We start from the raw sequence: 19,285 nt of genomic DNA, 5'->3' as shown, positions 1-19,285 counted from the left end.
CTCCGAGCGGATGCCGAACAGGTAGCCAATGAACAGCGCCTTGAACATCAAGGTCGGATCGAGCGGCGGGCGGCCGTTGTCGGCGCAATAAAGCCCCGCAACACGATCATGGATGAAGGAAAAGTCGATCACCGCGTCGATCTTGCGCAGCAGGTGATCCTTCGGCACCAGACTGTCGAGCGTCACCATCTCAAGAGCCGTCTGGGTGGGGGCAGGTTTCTTCAACATGTCCCAATGAATCACAAACCCCCAGACGGTGCCAGGGGTTTGTCAGCAATCTGAGGCCCGGTTTTCACCGGGCCAATTGCATCACTGGGGGAGTAAGCTCTTTCAGGCCGATGCGGCCATATACGGGTCAGCACTCACGAGAGCGCTGCGGAGTTTTTCCATCGCCCGGCTTTCGATCTGCCGGACGCGCTCCTTGGAAATGCCGAGATCTGCACCGAGTTCCTCAAGCGTAGCGCCATCTTCGGCGAGCCTGCGGGCGCTGATGATCTTCATTTCCCGCTCATTGAGGTGCTTCAGGGCCGAAGCGAGCCAATTGCGACGGCGCTCGCCGTCGATCATGTTCGATACCTGCTCGTCAGGCAGAGGATCGTCGCTCACGAGGAAATCCATCTTCTCGGCGCTGTCGGCATCACCCGAGACTGAGGGCGCCTGGAGCGAGGCGTCATTGCTCGAGAGCCTGGCGTCCATTGTCTGGACGTCTGAAAGGCTGACGCCGAGGGCTGCCGCGATTTCCTGGTGGATGGACTGGAGCGTGAGCTGCGTGTCGCCCCTGGCAAGCTTGGCGCGCAGACGGCGAAGATTGAAGAACAGGGCCTTCTGGGCAGAACTCGTACCGCCGCGAACAATCGACCAATTGCGAAGGATGTAGTCCTGGATAGAGGCGCGGATCCACCAGCTTGCATAGGTGGAGAAGCGGACATCGCGCTCGGGCTCGAAGCGGGCCGCGGCCTCCAGCAGACCGACGTATCCTTCCTGGACAAGGTCGCTCATGGGCAGGCCGAAATTGCGAAATTTCCCGGCCATGGAGATAACGAGACGCATATGGGCCATGGCGATCTGGTTGCGGGCACCACGATCATCATTGTTCTTCCAGCGGATTGCGAGATCGTGTTCCTCTTCGCGAGCAAGGTAGGGAGCCGCCATGGCGATTTTGATCATGCGCCGGTCTGCTGACATGTTCTTCATATCGGTCTCCTGAGGCGTGACGCCAAAAAAGGGCAAAGAAATCTTGCTTCCGGACATTGGCTGCCCAGATCAAATTCATGTCTTGAACGTATAAAGGCCCCGAACTCTGGACGTTTCCAGATGGGGCCCTAGCTTAGGGTTATGCGCCGGTAATACGGCCGGGTAGGACCAGTTTCTTCAAGTTGCCGGATAGGCAGAACGTGGAAGGCATGATCCGCTCCTCATCGATCGTTTCCAGGATGCGAGCGTTCGAGGAGGGTAATGTCAGTTCCCGACGCGGTCCGCAGCTACATCTTTAAAACGCGCCACGTCGGAAAAAGTTCCAATAAAAAACCCGGCACAAGGCCGGGTTTTTTGCAGGAAAAACAAGGAGAGCTTATGCAGCTTCATCCTGAGATTCGTCTTCCTCGATTGCCTTGCCGCGCTTCGGACCCTTGTTGAGGTTGGTCTCGACGAGGCGAACGGCTTCGGTTTCCGACATCTTGTTCACGGCAGCGATTTCGCGTGCCATGCGATCAAGTGCAGCTTCATACAGCTGGCGTTCGGAATAGGACTGTTCCGGCTGGTTCTCGGCGCGATAGAGATCGCGGACAACTTCAGCAATGGAAATGAGGTCGCCGGAATTGATCTTCGCATCATATTCCTGGGCGCGACGGGACCACATGGTACGCTTGACGCGCGCCTTGCCCTGCACAACCTTCAATGCACGCTCGACGAAATCGGTTTCGGAGAGCTTACGCATGCCGATGCTCATGGCCTTGGCGACCGGCACTTTCAGGCGCATCTTGTCCTTCTCGAAATCGATAACGAAAAGTTCAAGCTTCATGCCTGCTACTTCTTGCTCTTCGATGGCGCTGATGGTACCGACGCCATGTGCGGGGTACACGATCGATTCACCGGTCTTGAAGCCGTGACGTGCGGAAGAAGGTTTTTTCTGCTGGGTCGTCATTCTATTCAAACACTCCCTGTTACGCTCCCGGCTGCAGCCGGAGCCGGGTCAGTCAAGCCCGGATGAGACGGTCGGATCCGTCGGGTGACTTACTTCTGGTCCCACCGGACAAAAACAAACATCTCCATGCGCACAAGCTTAGAGCCTCACAGCTCAAGGCGTTGATATGTCACGGAAACCGCGTTTTTGGATTTGTTTTGCTTTCGTGGTGGTTTGGGCATACTTCATGCCGCAAATGGATCAGTGTCGGCAAGCTATCACAAAAATATGACGAAATCAATAATTTGCTGCACCTGAGTCATGCGCGCAACACATGACACCCATATGCTGCAGGCACGCTTCAGGCATTTTCTACGTCACTGAACCCGGTTTCAGGCCGAGGTTTGGGGCCGGAAGATCAGTCGCCCGCTCCGGGCTTCTCCGAGAAGTACTTCTCGAACTTGCCGGTTTCGCCGTCCATTTCCTTGGCTTCCGGCATGGCATCCTTCTTGATCGTGATGTTCGGCCAAATGCTCGCATATTCGGCGTTGACCTTGAGCCACTTGTCGAGGCCCGGCTCCGTATCCGGCTTGATGGCTTCGGCAGGACATTCCGGCTCGCAAACGCCGCAGTCGATGCATTCGTCAGGATGAATGACGAGGAAGTTCTCGCCTTCATAGAAACAGTCGACGGGGCAGACTTCCACGCAATCGGTATATTTGCAACGAATGCAATTGTCGGTCACGACATAGGTCATGAAGAACTCCAGGACTTCCACACAATGGGGCCGGGCAACCTGGAACGTCGCGCCTTTCCCCTAACCGGAAAGGAAGCAGTGAAATGCGGGGGAGGCATTTACGCTATCCGGCAAGTTGATTGTGACGTATCGGCTTTGTCTGCGGATTTCAAGAATAAAGACGTCGCAAAACCCGGCTGTTCGGACAGAGTTTTCTAATCCTCGTCCGACATCAGCTTGTCGATTGCACGGCGGTCCTTTTTCGTGGGTCTGCCCGTGCCCGTAGCGCGCATCGCCTGTTCGTAAGGTGTCAGGCGCTTTGCCTCGTCGGGTGGCGGAGTCAGGTCCTCATAGAGCAGTCGGGCTTCCTCGTAGGGACCACGTCGCTCGCCGCCCGATTTGACGATGAGGACAACATCGCGGCGCTCCAGCGCCAGCTCGACCCTGTCGCCCGTCTTGACCATCTGGCTCGGTTGAAGGGCGCGCTCGCCATTGATCCGCACATGCCCGGATTGAATGTGGCTTTGTGCCAGCGAGCGCGATTTTACCATGCGCGTGAAGAACAGCCACTTGTCGATGCGCTGCCGCGAACCGCTTCCTGGCTGTGTCTCACTGCTCATCCGCCTACTTCTTCATCTGCTCCTTCAAGGCAGCGAGCTTGGCGAAAGGAGAATCCGGATCGATCGGCTTTTCCTTGCGCGGTGGCTTTGCCTCGAAGCGCAACGGCTGTGGTCCGCCACGGTTGTTGTTGCGATCCTTGCGGTCGCCACGGTCCTGACGGTCGCCACGCTGTTCGTTGCGGTCACCGCGTCCCTGCTGTGGCTTGCCGCCATCCTTGCCGCGATGCTGGCGGTTGCCGTCGCGGCCCTCGCCATTCGCAGCACCCTGGCGGCGATGTTCGGACCCCCGGTCCTGGCCGCGATTGTTGCCGCCACGGCGTTCGCCCGGGCTGCGAGCCTGACGCTGGTTGTCCGTACGGCCACCAAGGCGCCAGAGAAGGACCGGCTTCGGCTCCTCGGCTTCTTCGGAATTTGCGATGACCGGCTGTTCGACTGCCACTGCTTCAACAGCAGCTGGGGCTTCGGATGGGGCTTCCTCCGATGCGCTGTCGGCATCGTCGTGATCTGCCTTCTCTGCATTATCCTCAACCGCCGTCTCGGTCGCCGGCGCTGCGGCAGCGTCCTGAGCCGACAGATGGGCAGCTGCCTCTTCCGCCTTGACAGCATCGGCGCGATAGCCGAGCCCCTTCAGGATCTCTTCCATGTCCTCCAGCGTTGCGCCGAGGATCGAAAGCATGGCGGTTGTCGTCGTGAAACGGCGACCGTCATAAGCGCCTTCGGGACGATTGGCCTGGCCCGGCTTCCACTGAAGGAGCGGGCGAATAATGTCGGCCAGGCGCTCCAGAATGTCGATACGGACCGCGCGTTTGCCAAGGAACCGGAAGCCGGCCAGCTTGTAGAAGGTGCGCTCGAAGCCCGGATCGGTAACGACCGAGGTACGGCCTGCCGCCAGCACGGGAATGAGATCGCCATAACCTGGCTTGTCGAGGCCATCATTCTTCAACGCCCAGAGGAGCGTGATGAGCTCTGCCGGGGCGGGCTTGAGAAGTGCCGGAACGAAGATGTGGTAGGCGCCGAAGCGGACACCGTAGCGGCGCATTGAGGCCCGCGCATCCTGATCCAGCGACTTCACTTCTTCGGTCACGTCGCGCCGGAACAGTACGCCGAGGTTCTCGACAAGCTGGAATGCCAGGCCCTTTGCAAGGCCCTGCAGGTCCTCTGCGCGGGACAGATCGTCAAGCGGCTTCAGAACGGTGCTGATGTGATGATTTACGAAGCGCTCGATCCGAGCGGCCACGTGGTCGCGGGCATTGCCGGTCAACTGCTCGTCGGCGAGAATGATGACACGCGGGCGCATGACATGATCGCTGCCTGCCAGGCGCGCCACCGGGTCGCCCAACCAACGGATCGAACCGTCGGAGCTGATCGCGAGATCGCCATTGCCGGCCGCATGGAGGCGAGCCGCACGTGCCTCGAATTCCAGAGCGAGCGCCTTCTGCGAAGCAGACTGGACAGCCTTAGCGTCCGGTCCCTCCGCTCCCGAAATGGGCGTGAACCGGAATCCCGACAGTTGCCCCACATGATGTCCTTCTACGAAGACATCGCCATTTACACTGATTTCAGCTTCCAGCATCGCATTCTCTCTCAGGCGCTTCATGAGCACAGATGTCCTGCGATCAACAAAGCGTTTCGTCAACCTTTCATGTAACGCATCGGACAATCGATCTTCGATTTCCCGCGTCTTTTCCTGCCAGTGTGTCGGATCGGCAAGCCAATTGGGCCGATTCGATACATAGGTCCAAGTCCTTATCTGCGCGATTCGCGCCGAAAGCGTGTCAATCTCACCGTCTGTTCGATCCGCGCGATATACCTGCTCGGCAAGGAAGTCCTCGTTTACCGTGCCATAGCGGACGAGATCGGAAAAGAGGGTGGAGATCAGATCGGCGTGTTGGGCCGGTGTAATGCGGCGATAGTCAGGAAGCGCGCAGGCTTCCCACAGTTTCTCGACGCGCGCCGGATTGTTCGCAAGGTCGATGATCTCGGGGTAGCGCGACAGATGTTCCAGCGCTTGCTGGTCTACGGCGGGGAGCGCGCGTGTCAGGCCAGAAACCGTAGGGCCGGTCTCAAGGCTCACGCGGAGCGCATGCAGGGAGCTGAAGTCGAGGTTCTTCGTGCGCCACTGCAGCACCTTCACATTGTCGAACTCGTGGCCTTCGATGCGTTCAACCAATTCCTCATCAAAGGGATCGACCTGACCGGTGACGCCAAACGTCCCGTCGCGAACATGTCGACCGGCACGGCCGGCAATCTGCCCAAGTTCGGCGGGGTTGAGGTTACGAAACTGATAGCCGTCGAATTTGCGATCCTGCGCGAAGGCGACGTGGTCGACGTCGAGATTGAGGCCCATGCCGATCGCATCCGTGGCGACCAGATATTCCACATCGCCGGCTTGGTAGAGTGCCACCTGCGCATTGCGGGTGCGCGGACTGAGGGCTCCGAGAACGACGGCGGCCCCGCCGCGCTGCCTGCGGATCAACTCGGCAATCGCATAGACTTCGTCGGCAGAGAAGGCGACGATCGCCGAGCGCTGCGGGAGGCGGGTAATCTTCTTCTGTCCGGCATAGAACAGGTGGGAAAGCCGGGGACGCTCGACGATGGTAATTCCAGGGAGCAGTTGCTGCAGGATCGGACGCATTGTACCGGCGCCGAGCAACAGCGTCTCGTCGCGGCCGCGCAGATGAAGGATCCGGTCCGTAAAGATGTGCCCTCGCTCGAGGTCGCCGGCGAGTTGAACCTCGTCAATGGCGACGAACGCCGCCTTCGTCTCGCGTGGCATTGCCTCGACGGTGCAGACCGAAAAGCGGGCGTTGGGAGGCGATATTTTCTCTTCGCCCGTTACCAGCGCAACGTTTTGAATTCCGACCTTTTCGGCGACGCGTGTATAGACCTCGCGCGCCAGCAGCCGCAGCGGCAGCCCGATCACGCCGGTGCCATGGGCAACCATGCGCTCAATGGCATAATGCGTCTTGCCGGTATTGGTTGGTCCGAGCACCGCGGTTACTCCGCGCCCACTCAGTATCATCGGCTGCGATGTCAGTGTCATGGTCCTGCAGATGAGGCGAGGGTGCCCCAGGTCAAGTCAGCTCCTCTCCGAGCAGCACACACATGGACAGCCGTTGTCTCAAACGCAAGGGCCGATTTGAATTTACTCTGCAGTTTTCTGTTGCGCGAATAGCTTGCAGATTGCTCGTTTTGCGATTCGGAACAGCTTGAGAACGAATCGGAGACGAATCGCAGACTCCGCATGATTCAGTGTTTGTTCACGGCTAAGTATTGATTTTGAATCACTTTTTCCCACAAGATGCTGAATCGCGAAATTCGCGGCATACGTGCAACGCGATCTATGTCCAGGCTGTCAATGTCGTTTTGCCCGAAAAAGACGAGCGACATCTGCCGTATCTTTTGTCATGGGTTAATATTACGCGGCGGGACGGAAAACGGCGCACGATGAGATCGTTTTGCCCTTAAATCCAAACATTTGATACAGATGGAACAAAAATCGGTGAGGTGTGTTTCTCGTCCATTCCAGGTGTAATGACCTCGAGGACTTGAACCATGCTTGGCACCATACTGCTCATTATCCTTATTCTGCTTTTGATCGGCGCCTTACCAAATTGGGGCTATAGCCGCGGATGGGGCTATGGACCTTCCGGCGGTTTAGGGCTAGTTCTCCTGATTATTGTTATTCTTGTGCTAATGGGTCGCATCTAAGCGACGAAAAAACTGGGAGTTATGTCATGATGAAGAAGATTGTGCTCATTGGCGCCCTCGTCGGCGCACTTGCTTCCTGCACGGCGACGGAACAGGGAACCGCAATCGGCGCGGGTTCCGGCGCTATTATCGGCGGTGCCGTCAGCCATAGCTGGGGCGGTGCTGCAATCGGTGCTGTTGCCGGCGGTCTCGCTGGCGCACTGATCGGCCAGTCCGTTGAACGTCGCGGCTACTGTGTCTACAGAGACCGCTACGGCCGCCGCTACGAGGCACGTTGCCCGCGCTACTAAGGCGATAGGATTACTATTTTTGAGATCGAAAGCGCCGGCCCGACCGGCGCTTTTTGTTTGAACACCCGCCGGATCAGCGTAACTGCCGACAACAAAAAAGCCGCCTCGTTTCCGAAGCGGCATAATTTTCTCAGTGCATGCGGTGGACGATCAGTCCTTCGCGCGCTCGACGTAGGAATTGTCTTCCGTGGCGATCACGACGCGCGTGCCGGCGTTGATGTGCGGCGGCACCATAGTGCGCACGCCGTTCGACAGCATTGCCGGCTTGTAAGAGGACGAAGCCGTCTGGCCCTTAACGACCGGTTCGGTTTCCGTGATTTCGAGGGTCACGTGGCGCGGCAGCTCGAGAGCCAGCGGAACGCCTTCATGGATCGACAGGATGCAGGTCATGCCTTCCTGCAGATAGGCCTTCTGATCGCCCATCGTTTCATCGTTCACGACCACCTGGTCGTAGGTCGCCGGGTTCATGAAGTGGAAGCCTTCGCCATCTTCGTAGAGATACTGGAAGTTCACGTCTTCGACGAAGGCGCGCTCGACCTGTTCGGTCGTACGCCAGCGCTCGGAGACCTTGACGCCATCGACGATACGACGCATGTCGACCTGCGTAACCGGCGTGCCCTTGCCCGGATGAAAGTTCTGGGCCGTCAGAACGACGTAGAGCTTGCCGTCCACGTCGAGAACGTTGCCCTTGCGGACGGAAGAGGCGATGACCTTGACCATTAAGACTTCCTTGTAACTCGGCTTTTGGCGTCGTAGAGGACTGTCGATACTGCCCCGAAGACGCGATTGATTGTTCTTTGGGGGCGCAACTAACCTAAAATCCGGCAAATAGCCAGCCCTAGCGTTGGAAGGCCGGTCAGGACGATGCCAATGAATCCCTCGATCGCCAAAGTATCGCCGTGGTGGACGCCGAGCGTGCATTTGGACCGCCGTCCGGTCCTGATCGGGCGCAATGCGATCCAGTCCGCGCTGCGCGGCTATTTCCTGCGCGAGGATTTTCTGGAGGTCGACACCGCGACGCTGCAGGTTTCGCCCGGCAACGAGGCGCATCTCCATGCATTTGCCACCGAAGCCTTGACGACGGACGGCCAGACGGCGGCGCCGCTTTACCTGCATACCTCGCCTGAGTTCGCCTGCAAGAAGCTGCTTTCGGCCGGCGAAAAGCGCATCACCTGTTTCGCCCACGTCTATCGCAACCGCGAGCGCGGCCCCTTGCACCACCCGGAATTCACCATGCTCGAGTGGTATCGCGTGGGCGAAAGCTATGAGAGCCTGATGATGGACTGCGTTCGGATCCTGGCGCTTGCTGCGGAAACCATGAAGACGACGCGGCTCACCTATAAGGGCCGGGATTGCGATCCGTTTGCCGGACCGGACCGGATCAGTGTCGCCGCGGCTTTCGAGCGCTATGCCGGCATTGATTTGTTGGCATCCGTTTCCGCCGATGGTGCGACGGACCGGGCGCATCTCGCTGACCAAGTGAAGCGGATCGGCATGCGCGTTGCAGACGACGATGGCTGGGCGGATTTGTTCAGCCGCGTGCTTGTCGAAAAGGTCGAGCCTCATCTGGGTTTCGACCGTGTGACCATTCTTGACGAATATCCGGTGTCGGAAGCGGCACTGGCGCGCCCATCGGCGCTTGATCCCCGTGTTGCGGAACGTTTCGAGGTCTATGCCTGCGGCGTCGAGCTTGCAAACGGCTTCGGCGAGCTCACCAATCCGGCGGAACAGCGCCGTCGCTTCGAGATCGAGATGTCTGAAAAAGCTCGCATCTACGGCGAGAGCTATCCCCTGGACGAGGATTTTCTGGAAGCGCTTGCCATCATGCCCGAGGCAAGTGGCATCGCTCTCGGCTTCGATCGGTTGGTGATGCTGGCAACCGGTGCGTCGCGGATCGATCAGGTAATGTGGGCGCCGGTCGCGGAGTACGGCAGATGAACAGTATCGGGCCTATCAAGACCGTCGAAGGGCTGGAACGCGCAGGGCTGCTGGGTCAGAGAGACCGGGACGCGCTGGCTGATGTCGCCGCACGCTACGCCGTTGCATTGACTCCGACCGTTGCAGGTTTGATCGACCGCGCCGATGGCTCGGACCCGATTGCCCGGCAATTCGTGCCTGACGCAGCCGAGCTGATCGTTGCGCCCGAAGAGCGCGCCGACCCCATCGGCGACGAAGCCCATAGTCCCGTGCAGGGGATCGTTCATCGCTATCCCGACCGGGTGCTGTTGAAGGCCGTGCATGTCTGCCCCGTCTACTGTCGCTTCTGCTTTCGCCGCGAGATGGTTGGTCCGCAAGGCTTGGGCACGCTTGACCCCAAGGCAATGTCTGCGGCCTTTGCCTATATCCGTGACCATAAGGAAATCTGGGAAGTGATCCTGACGGGCGGCGATCCGCTCGTGTTGTCGCCGCGACGGCTGGAAGAAATTCTTCGCGAACTGGCATCGATCGACCACGTCAAGATCGTGCGGTTCCATACCCGGGTTCCCGTGGTTGATCCATCGAGGGTGGATGCGGCCCTGATTGCGGCCCTGAGAGCGAGTGGCAAGACCGTCTACGTGGCGCTGCACGCCAATCATCCTCGCGAACTGACCGCCGAGGCGCGCGCAGCATGCGCTCGCCTGATCGATGCCGGCATGGTGTTGGTCAGCCAATCGGTGCTTCTGAAGGGCGTCAATGATGATCCGGCGGTGCTGACGGAGTTGATGAAGGCCTTCGTCGAGACGCGTGTGAAGCCGTACTATTTGCATCATCCCGATCTGGCGCCCGGCACGAGCCATTTTCGGCTGACGATCGAAGAGGGGCAGAAGATCGTCGCCGCATTGCGTGGCCGGATTTCAGGTCTTTGCCAGCCCACCTACATACTCGACATACCCGGTGGCCATGGCAAAGCAGTGATCGCTCCTCAGTCGATCAGTGAGATGGGCGAAGGCTGCTATTCGGTTTCGGATTATCGCGGCGGCGAGCACCTGTATCCGCCGGTCGCCTAGTCAAAAATGGGCGAAAGAAGTGTTGTTATTGGACAATGTGACACAAGATCCGTTGGTCACCCAAAAATACAGCTCTCGAGCAAGATGTTGAAATCTAACACAAGCCCCCCTCTTCCCCGTTTCTTTCGTAGGAATTTAGCTGAGAAGCTTAGCTGACTTTAACTACGTCATTTAGGACAATTTTGTCTTTTCCAGACTACGCGTACTCCGAGAACAAGGCGGTTTCGCCACTCGAGATATGATCATCTTGGAGAAGTCATAATGAATACTACGATCCGTGAGCTCCTGGTCAAATTTGGAAAGCTCCCTGTCTCTGTCGACCAGGTTGCCGATGATGCCGACCTCTATGCGGTCGGCCTAACGTCTTTCGCTTCCGTGCAGCTTATGCTTGGCATCGAAGAAGCCTTTGATATCGAGTTTCCCGACAATCTCTTGAATCGCAAGTCTTTCGCCAGCATCGCGGCGATCGCAAGGACCGTTGACCAGATCAAAGATAGCCGGAAGGTCGCCTGAATGAACTTTCCGGTCAAAATCGCGCAAGAGGATCTTGCCGCCAGAGCCGCGCGCGTGTCAGCGATTGCGGCAAAGCATGCAGACTCCGTCGATTTTGAAGGGAGGTTCCCGCACGAAGCCGTGGAGGCAATGAGGGCCGAGCGCTTGCTAGGCGTTCAGATCCCACGCCATTTCGGTGGCGAAGGCGCGACGATCGCACAGATCGCCGAGTTATGCTCGATGCTTGGTCAGGCTTGTGCTGCGGCTGCCATGGTCTTCGCCATGCATCACATCAAGCTTTGCAGCCTTGTTGAGCACGGCGGCGAGAGCGAGTGGCATCGGGCCTTCATGCTACGTGTTGCTGCCGAGCAATTGCTGGTCGCGTCGGCAACGACGGAAGGCGGGATCGGCGGCAATCTCAGGAATAGCATCTGCGCGATCGAGGTGGATCGTGACATTTGCCGTCTGGAGAAAGATGCGACCGTCATATCCTACGGCTCCCACGCCGATGCGATCATGGTTACCTCGCGTGCCCACGCAACTGCCGCCTCTTCCGATCAGGTGCTGACCGTCTTTTTGAAGGAGCAGTACACGTTGGAAAAAACGCATACGTGGGACACGCTCGGCATGCGCGGTACCTGCTCGGATGGTTTCCTCTTCAAGGGCGAGGCTGCGGCCGAACAGATCCTGCCGAAGCCTTTCGCAGAGATCGCGGCGCAATCGATGCTGGCATCGTCGCACCTTCTTTGGAGCAGCGTGTGGTATGGCATCGCGGTCGACGCGGTTGGCCGTGCACAGGCGTTCGTGCGCGCCGCAGCGCGCAAGTCGCCGGGTACGCCACCGCCCGGAGCCTTGAGGCTCGCCGAGGTGTCAAACTTGCTGCAGATGGTTCGATCGAACGTTGTCGCCGGTCTGAAGGCCTACGAGGACGTCAGGAGCGACGCCGACAAGCTTTCTTCCATGGGCTTCGCCGTCACGATGAACAACGTAAAGATTGCCTCATCTGAGACGATCCTCGAGATCGTCAATCACGTGATGCTGATTTGCGGGATCATGGGCTACAAGAACGGCACGCCATTCAGCGTCGGCCGCCATCTGCGCGATGCCCACTCGGCGCAACTCATGATCTCGAACGACCGCATCCTCGGCAATACGTCGAGCATGCTTCTTGTTCACAAGCAGGACACTAGCTTACTGGGGTGACGATATGGACGTGCAGACAACGTTTCTGGACAGGCTCTTCGAATCGGGTCTCTTGATCGATACGGGCGTTGACGGTCTTTACGGGCGCAGCGGACAATTCGAAGACGTGATCGCCGCCTTCGAGCGCCTGATCGACAGGTTCGGCGGCGCCGATGGTGCGGAAGCGATGCGCTTTCCGCCCGGGATGAACCGCGCCTTCTTCGAGAAGAGCGGTTACATGAAGAGCTTCCCGCAGCTTGCCGGCACCGTTCACAGTTTCTGCGGCAGCGAACTCGACCACATCAGCCTCCTTCAATGCATGGAAGTGGGCGATGATTGGACCAAGGATCAACAGGCAACCGACATCGTGTTGACGCCTGCGGCCTGCTATCCGCTTTATCCAACTGTCGCTCGGCGCGGCAAATTGCCGATGAGCGGCGGCCTCTTCGATCTGCAATCCTATTGCTTCCGCCACGAGCCTTCGCAGGATCCTGCGAGGCAGCAGCTTTTCCGCATGCGCGAATATATTTGCATGGGGACCGAGCAGCACGTCACGGATTTCCGTCAACGCTGGATGGATCGCGGCGTCGAAATGATGCAGGCGGTCGGTCTGGGCGTGACCATTGATGTCGCGAACGACCCGTTCTTCGGCCGTGCCGGCAAGATGCTGGCCAATAATCAGCGCGATCAGAACCTGAAGTTCGAGCTGCTTATCCCGATCACCTCGGTTGCCAAGCCGACGGCCTGCATGAGCTTCAACTACCACCAGGACGCATTTGGTGCGAAATGGGGCCTGTACCTCGAAGACGAGAGCGTTGCGCACACCGCTTGCGTCGGCTTCGGGCTTGAGCGCATCGCGCTCGCGCTGTTTCATCACCACGGGCTCGAGGTCAAGCATTGGCCTTCCAAGGTGCGTCAAGCGCTGTGGGGCTGAATGAAACGATGAGAGCCGTCTTTCCGCGGGTCCGCCCGGACGGCTATCAACCGCATCCGCTCCATTCCGGCGAGCGCATGTGGCCTGAAACCAATTGCTATGTCGACCTCTGGATCGAAGTGCTGAGCGGCTGCGGTGCAGTACCGGAGGCGATGCTTGGCTTTACGCTTACGCAGGACTTCGAGGGCGATCAGTTCACCTTCTTCAAGGTGCCGCTCGAGGATCTAGAGTCACTCTATGACATCCGCGTCACTGAGCTTGCCATTTTCGACCGCGTCGAACGGCATATCGAGGTGCAGATCGCACGCGGGCGCCTTTGCCTGATCGAGATGGACTCGTTCTATATGCCCGATACTCAGGGTACCGCCTATCGGACCGAGCATGGCAAGACCACCGTGGCGATCAACAGGCTCGATCTCACCGGCAAGCGCGTGGAGTATTTCCACAATGGCGGCTATTTCCAGCTTGAGGGTGAAGACTTCGAGGGGCTGTTCCAGCTGCAACTGACGGCGGACGATCCGTCGTTCCTTCCCTACACCGAGTTCGCGAAATTTCCGGTTCGCATGCCGGATACGGCGCATGTCAGCACTATGGCACGCAGGCTTCTAGGAACTCACTTCGGTCGCCGCCCAGTCTCGAATCCGATTCGCGCCTTTGCCGAAGTGTTTCCGCAGCAGGTGGAAGCAGTCGCAGAGCGGCCGTTTGGCTTCTTTCACAAGTACGCATTCAATACGCTGCGCCAGTTCGGTGCCAATTTCGAGCTTGCCGGAGATCACCTGGCTTGGCTTTCTGCGAGCGAATTCGCGTCCGCAATTGAAGACGCGTGCCGAATTTCCGAAGTCGCGAAGTCCGTGCAGTTTCAGCTCGCCCGGGCGGTCACCCGGAAGAAATACGAGCCATTACGCACGGCGCTTGATCCGGCAGCCGATGCGTGGGATTCCATGATGGCTTCTCTCAAGGAGCGCTTGTGAAGCCGGGAGTCTAAGCATGCGGGGACGGTTGGCGAGTGTCGGTGCGGAGGAAACTCTGCTCGCCGAAGGTTGGAATCTGGTTCTGACGGAACCGGGCGCTTGTGCGACGCCGCATGACATTCCGTTGTCCGCGCAGTTTATCGCCGCCGAGGTGCCGGGGACCGTTGCCGCGGCATTGGAGAAGGCCGGGCACTTCGATCGTGAAAACCCGGAGCCGCTCGACACGCGCGATGCGTGGTATCTTTGCCGACTTTTTGACGTACAACCCGGCGACGCGCTTCTTCGCTTCGAGGGCTTGGCGACGCTGTGTCATGTTTTCCTCAATGGGCAGGAGATCCTGTCATCGGGAAGCATGTTCACCATGCACGAGATACCGGTGACGCTTTCCGGTGGCGACGAACTGGCGCTTTGCTTCCGGGCGCTGGCACCGCGGCTTGCCGAGCCCGGCCCGCGCGCTCGTTGGCGGCCGCAGATGATCACGCCGCAAGGCTTGAAGAATATTCGAACAACGCTGCTCGGGCGCATGCCGGGTTGGTGTCCGGAAGTTCATGCTGTCGGTCCGTGGCGCCCCATCACGCTTGTCCGGCGCGATGTCGTTTCGATTGACAACGTCTCTGTCCGCGCCGTGCTCGAGGCGGATAACACCGGGCGACTGAGCGTTTCGCTTCATGCAAATGTCAACAATCCGGATCTAGTGCTCCGGTGCGGAGGCGTTCAGCAGACATTCGAGAAGATCGGCGAGAATCACTATTCGGCAATCGTCAGGCTGGAGAACGTCGATCTCTGGTGGCCCCATACTCACGGCGCACAGTGCCTCTATGATTTCTCGATCCTCGTCGACGGCGTTGAGCATCACGCCAGCCGAATCGGCTTTCGGCGCATCGACGTCGACCGCGGAAAAGACGGAGAGGGTTTTGCGTTGTTGATCAACGGCGAGCGCATCTTTTGCCGCGGTGCGGTCTGGACCACGGCGGATATCGTCCGGCTGCCGGGTGGCAAGGCCGACTATGAGCCGTTCCTGCGCCTTGCCGCGCAGGCAGGCATGAACATGCTCCGCATTGGCGGCACGATGGCCTACGAAACGCGGGAGTTCTTTGAGCTCTGCGACGAGCTTGGTCTGCTCGTCTGGCAGGACTTCATGTTTGCCAATTTCGACTATCCGAAGAACAACAAGGCTCTCACTGCGCAAGTCCACGCGGAAGTCGAGGAATTGTTGCATGCCGTTCAGGGGTGCCCGTCGTTGGCGGTGGTTTGCGGCGGCAGCGAGATCTATCAGCAGGCCGCGATGCTGGGATTGCCGCAGGACTATTGGTCGGGTCCGATCACGGAGGAGATTATTCCGGCGATCGCCGGGCGTATGCGCCCCGACGTCCCCTATGTGCCAAATTCGCCTTCGGGCGGCGCGATGCCGTTTTCTCCGAATGCGGGAGTCACCCACTATTACGGGGTCGGCGCTTATATGCGCCCGCTTGACGACGCGCGCCGTGCCAACGTTCGCTTCGCGGCCGAGAGCCTGGCTTTCGCCCATGTTCCACAGCAGCGAACGCTGCAACGCCATCTGGATGTACCGCCGGTCCATAGTCCGCTATGGAAATCACGTGTCCCCCGCGATCGCGGCGCATCGTGGGATTTCGAGGACGTCAGGGATTTCTATCTGGCGGAACTCTATGGCGAGGATCCGGCGCGTCTCCGTCGTGAGGATCGTGATCGATACCTCGATCTCTCCCGCGTCGTCACCGGTGAAGTTGCGGAAGCGACGTTTGCCGAATGGCGCCGGAAGGGGTCGAGCTGCAACGGTGCGCTGGTCTGGACCCTGCAGGATCTAATGCCCGGAGCTGGTTGGGGTGTGATCGATTCAACCGGCGAGCCCAAGCCGGTGTGGTATGCCCTGCGCCGCGCTTTCCGGCCTGTGCAGGTCGTCGTGACCGACGAGGGCACAAATGGCCTCGACGTTCACGTCCTGAATGAGACCGAGCATGCTCTCCAGCTTGATCTCGAGCTGGTTTGCTTGCGGCATGGCAGGCAGCACGCCGTCAGCGGCGGCCGCATTCTGACCTTGGCGCCGAGAAGCTGTGAGACCTTTGCCGCCACTGATCTCTTTGGCGCCTTTTTTGACACGACTTACGCCTTCCGCTTCGGCCCGCCGTCTCACGACGTCACCGTCGCGCGCTTGCGTCTGCCGGACGGAGGTCCTGTGGTCGCCGATGCCTTTCATTTTCCGTTGGGGCGCTCCAAGGCCCTCCACGACGCCGAAATCCAAGTGTCGGTGGCGCCACAGGACGAAGGGTGGGTCGTCGATCTCGCAGCCGACAGGTTCGCCCAGTCGGTCCACCTCAACGTCGATGGCTATCGGCCGGAGGATGATTGGTTTCATCTTGCGCCTGGCGCTAGCAAACGCGTCAGTCTGCTTCCGACGGCTGGAAGGACAGACGGAGAGGCACCCTCGGGTGAGGTCACAAGCCTTGGCGGCACGCGGGCGCTTTCCTTTTGACACCTCCAGCCTGCTCCTTGTTGAGCGGGCTGGAACGGCAGTTCAGAAGGCCTTGAAGGTCAGTGTCGTCAGGGAACGCACGATGCCGGGGATGTTGGCGATGTTATCGTTGATGAACTTGCCAATGTCCTGCCCCTCTTCGATGTAGACCTTGAGCAGGAGATCATAGTCGCCGCTCGTCGAATAGAGCTCCGAAGCGCGCTCGGTCTGGTAGATGGCATCGGCGACTTCGTAGGTCTTGCCTGGCGCGCACTGGAGCTGAACGAAAATTGGCTTCATCGGAGTTTCCTGCATCATATTCTGGTTCGGCGCATAATGATCGAAAGCGCCATGTCGGCGCAAGGCTTCAGATCGCGGCTTCTCGAACGATCCAGTCGCGAAATGCATCCAGCGGCGCGTAGTCGGCCCGTTCTGGCGGATAGGCAAGATAGTAGTGCTCGCGGCTTTCCGTTTCGCGATCAACGGCTGCAACAAGGTCGCCGCGTTTCAATTCATCTTGAATCAGGAACGTCGGCAGCAGCGCAACGCCGAGACCGGCCATCGCTGCTTGGGCTGCCGTCGCGAACTGATCGAAGAGCATGCCGTGCACGGTTTGAAAGCTCACGCCGTTGTCCGCAAACCAGCGCTCCCATGCATCCGGGCGCGTCGTCAGGTGCAGCAGCGGGGCTTCGAGTAGATCCTGTGCCGCGTTGATCGCATGTCGGCTGCGGAATTCGGGGCTGCAGGCCGGAATGGTCTTCTCCGACATTAGAAATGTCAGCTCCGCGCCCGGCCAATGAGCGTGGCCGAAGTGAATGGCCGCGTCGATCGAATCGAGCCGGAAGTCGAAGGGTGACAGCCGGGTGACAAGATTGATCGTCACTCCCGGATTGGCGGCAAGGAAACCTCCCAGCCGGGGTGCCAGCCAGCGCGTCCCGAAGGTGGGAAGAATCGCCAGGTTGAGCGTACCACCATGCGGATTGGCACGAAGATTGAGTGATGCGCTCGAAATGCGCCGCAGCGCCTCGCGTATCTCGCGGGCATAGCCGTCGCCGGCCAGCGTCAACCGCACGGTTTGGCGCTCGCGCACGAAGAGTTCGACCCCGAGCTGCTCTTCCAATGCCTTGATCTGGCGGCTGACAGCGCTCTGAGTAAGGTCGAGTTCGCGCGCGGCGGCCGTCACGCTGCCGGTGCGGGATACAGCCTCGAAGGCGATAAGCAGGGATGTCGACGGAAGAAAACGTCGTGATGGCAGCATCAATCATTCCATTTCAGAATAAGCTATTTCCTAAATGTCGATATTTACGCCTTATTCGGCTTTGTAAAGTCATCCATCTGACAGAATCGGAATGAACTGAAAATACGATCGAACTGCCTGTTACGCACTCCTGGCTACGATCGGCAACCTGATCAGCGGTTTAACAAGCAATCGCACGGCGCTAGAATGCCGCCTGCTTAATGGATGGATTTTGATCGATGCTGAACGATCCCCGCTCCCACGGCCTCTGGGAAAAAACCGCTCCTCAGCCGCCCGTGACACCGGCGCTCGCAGGCGCTGTGAACGCCGACGTCGTAGTCGTGGGCGGAGGCTATACAGGCCTTTCCTCAAGTCTCCATCTGGCGGAAGCGGGCTCGAAGGTCGTGTTGCTGGAAGCCAAGGAAATCGGCTTCGGCGGTGCGGGCCGCAATGTCGGCCTCATCAATGCCGGCATGTGGGTCATGCCTGATGACCTTCCCGGTGTTCTCGGCCCGGTCTATGGCGAGCGGTTGTTAGACCTGTTGGGCAACGCGCCGCGGCTCGTGATGGAGTTGATCGACAAGCACGGCATCGCATGCGAGCTTGAACGAAACGGCACGCTTCACGTCGCCGTTGGCGAAAGTGGCTTGAAGGAAATCGAGGATCGCGCGCGGCAATGGGCGGCACGCGGCGCTCCGGTGACGCTGCTGGACGCGGCGGAGACGGCCAAGCGTGTCGGCAGCAGCGCCTATACCGGGTCGTTGCTCGACATGCGCGCAGGCACGCTGCAGCCGCTCGCCTACGCCCGCGGGCTTGCGCATGCGGCCGTCAAGGCTGGCGTTTCAATCCACACGTCGAGCCCGGTCATCGGAACTGAGCGGAAGGGCAATCGCTGGACCGTGAGGACCGCAAAGGGAGAGGTTACGGCCGACTGGATCATCGTGGCGACGGACGCCTACAGCACCGGCCCTTGGGAAGCGGTACGCAACGAGCAGGTCCATCTGCCCTATTTCAATCTTGCAACCCGGCCGCTCAGCGACAATTTGCGCCGCTCGATCCTTGCCGGGCGCGAAGGCGTTTGGGATACGAAGGAAATCCTCTCCTCCTACCGCATGGACCAGGCGGGACGCTTGGTCTTCGGCAGCGTCGGTGCGCTGCGCAACACCGGGCTTCAAATCCACACGGCCTGGGCCAAACGGTCCTTGAAAAAGCTCTTTCCGCAGCTTGGCGATGTCGAGTTCGAATGCGAGTGGTACGGCAAGATCGGGATGACCGACAATGCGCTGCCCCGCTTCCACAGGTTTGCGCCGAATGTTGTGGGCTTCTCCGGCTACAACGGTCGCGGGATCGCGCCCGGCACAGTGTTTGGCCGCACGCTCGCCCAGCTCATCCTGGGGCAGACGACGGAAGCGGACTTGCCACTGCCCCTTACAGCACCGTCCGAACCTAGCTTCCGCGCGGTGAAGGAAATGTGGTACGAAGCCGGCGCCCAAGTGGCCCATTTCGCAGACGCCCGATTTTGAGAACCAAGGT

The 19,285-nt window shown here is 59.4% G+C and carries 19 protein-coding genes; 10 read left to right on the top strand and 9 right to left on the bottom strand.

The window, feature by feature from the left end:
* The 6 genes from AF71_RS22645 to AF71_RS22620 all read right to left on the bottom strand — a co-directional run.
* The coding region (locus AF71_RS22645; protein WP_169683187.1) for a transposase at positions 1 to 228 on the bottom strand (228 nt) is incomplete at its 3' end.
* Positions 229 to 330: 102 nt separating this feature from the next.
* Positions 331 to 1,194 carry an RNA polymerase factor sigma-32 gene (locus AF71_RS22640; RefSeq protein ID WP_018855886.1) on the bottom strand — a complete coding sequence of 288 codons (864 nt, stop codon included), beginning with the start codon at positions 1,192 to 1,194 and terminating at the stop codon, positions 331 to 333.
* A 376-nt stretch (positions 1,195 to 1,570) separates the two neighbouring features.
* Entirely contained in the window at positions 1,571 to 2,143 is a 573-nt protein-coding gene (locus tag AF71_RS22635; protein ID WP_007528356.1) for a CarD family transcriptional regulator, read from the bottom strand.
* A gap of 397 nt (positions 2,144 to 2,540) precedes the next feature.
* The gene (gene fdxA / locus AF71_RS22630) at positions 2,541 to 2,879 is read right to left on the bottom strand and encodes a ferredoxin FdxA (protein ID WP_025658085.1); all 339 of its coding nucleotides are present in this window, start codon (positions 2,877 to 2,879) and stop codon (positions 2,541 to 2,543) included.
* A 194-nt stretch (positions 2,880 to 3,073) separates the two neighbouring features.
* Entirely contained in the window at positions 3,074 to 3,478 is a 405-nt protein-coding gene (locus AF71_RS22625) for an RNA-binding S4 domain-containing protein (RefSeq protein ID WP_062373987.1), read from the bottom strand.
* Positions 3,479 to 3,482: 4 nt separating this feature from the next.
* Positions 3,483 to 6,521, bottom strand: a complete 3,039-nt coding sequence (locus AF71_RS22620; protein WP_026371605.1) for a helicase-related protein — start codon at positions 6,519 to 6,521, stop codon at positions 3,483 to 3,485.
* Positions 6,522 to 7,033: 512 nt separating this feature from the next.
* Between AF71_RS22620 and AF71_RS22615 the strand changes: the two genes are divergently transcribed.
* Positions 7,034 to 7,189, top strand: coding sequence for a DUF3309 family protein (locus tag AF71_RS22615; RefSeq protein ID WP_018855882.1), 156 nt, complete (start codon positions 7,034 to 7,036; stop codon positions 7,187 to 7,189).
* Between the two features lie 26 nt (positions 7,190 to 7,215).
* Entirely contained in the window at positions 7,216 to 7,479 is a 264-nt protein-coding gene (locus tag AF71_RS22610; protein ID WP_018855881.1) for a YMGG-like glycine zipper-containing protein, read from the top strand.
* Positions 7,480 to 7,629: 150 nt separating this feature from the next.
* On the opposite strand, the gene efp is transcribed toward AF71_RS22610, so the two are convergent.
* Positions 7,630 to 8,199, bottom strand: coding sequence for an elongation factor P (gene efp / locus AF71_RS22605; RefSeq protein WP_018855880.1), 570 nt, complete (start codon positions 8,197 to 8,199; stop codon positions 7,630 to 7,632).
* Between the two features lie 150 nt (positions 8,200 to 8,349).
* On the opposite strand from efp, the gene epmA reads away from it, so the two are divergent.
* From epmA to AF71_RS22570, 7 genes are all read left to right on the top strand, one after another.
* The gene (epmA, locus tag AF71_RS22600) at positions 8,350 to 9,417 is read left to right on the top strand and encodes an EF-P lysine aminoacylase EpmA (RefSeq protein WP_018855879.1); all 1,068 of its coding nucleotides are present in this window, start codon (positions 8,350 to 8,352) and stop codon (positions 9,415 to 9,417) included.
* Positions 9,414 to 10,466, top strand: coding sequence for a lysine-2,3-aminomutase-like protein (locus AF71_RS22595; RefSeq protein ID WP_169683185.1), 1,053 nt, complete (start codon positions 9,414 to 9,416; stop codon positions 10,464 to 10,466). Before epmA ends, AF71_RS22595 begins: the two co-directional genes overlap by 4 nt.
* A 261-nt stretch (positions 10,467 to 10,727) precedes the next feature.
* Positions 10,728 to 10,979: an acyl carrier protein gene (locus tag AF71_RS22590; RefSeq protein WP_018855877.1), complete on the top strand. Its 252-nt coding sequence runs from the start codon at positions 10,728 to 10,730 to the stop codon at positions 10,977 to 10,979.
* Entirely contained in the window at positions 10,980 to 12,161 is a 1,182-nt protein-coding gene (locus AF71_RS22585) for an acyl-CoA dehydrogenase family protein (protein WP_169683183.1), read from the top strand.
* Positions 12,162 to 12,165: 4 nt separating this feature from the next.
* Complete coding sequence (locus tag AF71_RS22580; protein ID WP_169683181.1) at positions 12,166 to 13,074, top strand: amino acid--[acyl-carrier-protein] ligase; 909 nt, start codon at positions 12,166 to 12,168, stop codon at positions 13,072 to 13,074.
* Between the two features lie 8 nt (positions 13,075 to 13,082).
* Positions 13,083 to 14,045, top strand: a complete 963-nt coding sequence (locus AF71_RS22575; protein ID WP_210258349.1) for a DUF1839 family protein — start codon at positions 13,083 to 13,085, stop codon at positions 14,043 to 14,045.
* A gap of 16 nt (positions 14,046 to 14,061) precedes the next feature.
* Positions 14,062 to 16,536: a glycoside hydrolase family 2 protein gene (locus AF71_RS22570; RefSeq protein WP_169683177.1), complete on the top strand. Its 2,475-nt coding sequence runs from the start codon at positions 14,062 to 14,064 to the stop codon at positions 16,534 to 16,536.
* 42 nt (positions 16,537 to 16,578) lie between these two features.
* Here AF71_RS22570 and AF71_RS22565 read toward each other — a convergent pair whose 3' ends face one another.
* Both AF71_RS22565 and AF71_RS22560 read right to left on the bottom strand, forming a co-directional pair.
* On the bottom strand, positions 16,579 to 16,815 hold the full coding sequence (locus tag AF71_RS22565; protein ID WP_007794587.1) for an Lrp/AsnC ligand binding domain-containing protein: 237 nt from the start codon (positions 16,813 to 16,815) through the stop codon (positions 16,579 to 16,581).
* 67 nt (positions 16,816 to 16,882) lie between these two features.
* Entirely contained in the window at positions 16,883 to 17,773 is an 891-nt protein-coding gene (locus AF71_RS22560) for a LysR family transcriptional regulator (RefSeq protein WP_169683175.1), read from the bottom strand.
* A 218-nt stretch (positions 17,774 to 17,991) separates the two neighbouring features.
* Between AF71_RS22560 and AF71_RS22555 the strand changes: the two genes are divergently transcribed.
* Entirely contained in the window at positions 17,992 to 19,275 is a 1,284-nt protein-coding gene (locus tag AF71_RS22555) for an FAD-binding oxidoreductase (RefSeq protein ID WP_062374004.1), read from the top strand.
* The last annotated feature ends 10 nt before the right edge of the window (positions 19,276 to 19,285 follow it).

Origin of the sequence: Rhizobium sp. 57MFTsu3.2 (assembly GCF_012932765.1) — a bacterium.
In the GTDB taxonomy this organism is placed as follows: Bacteria; Pseudomonadota; Alphaproteobacteria; order Rhizobiales; family Rhizobiaceae; genus Rhizobium; species Rhizobium altiplani.
Note: the sequence above shows the minus strand (reverse complement) of the source record. Positions and strands in the feature narration are given on the sequence as shown.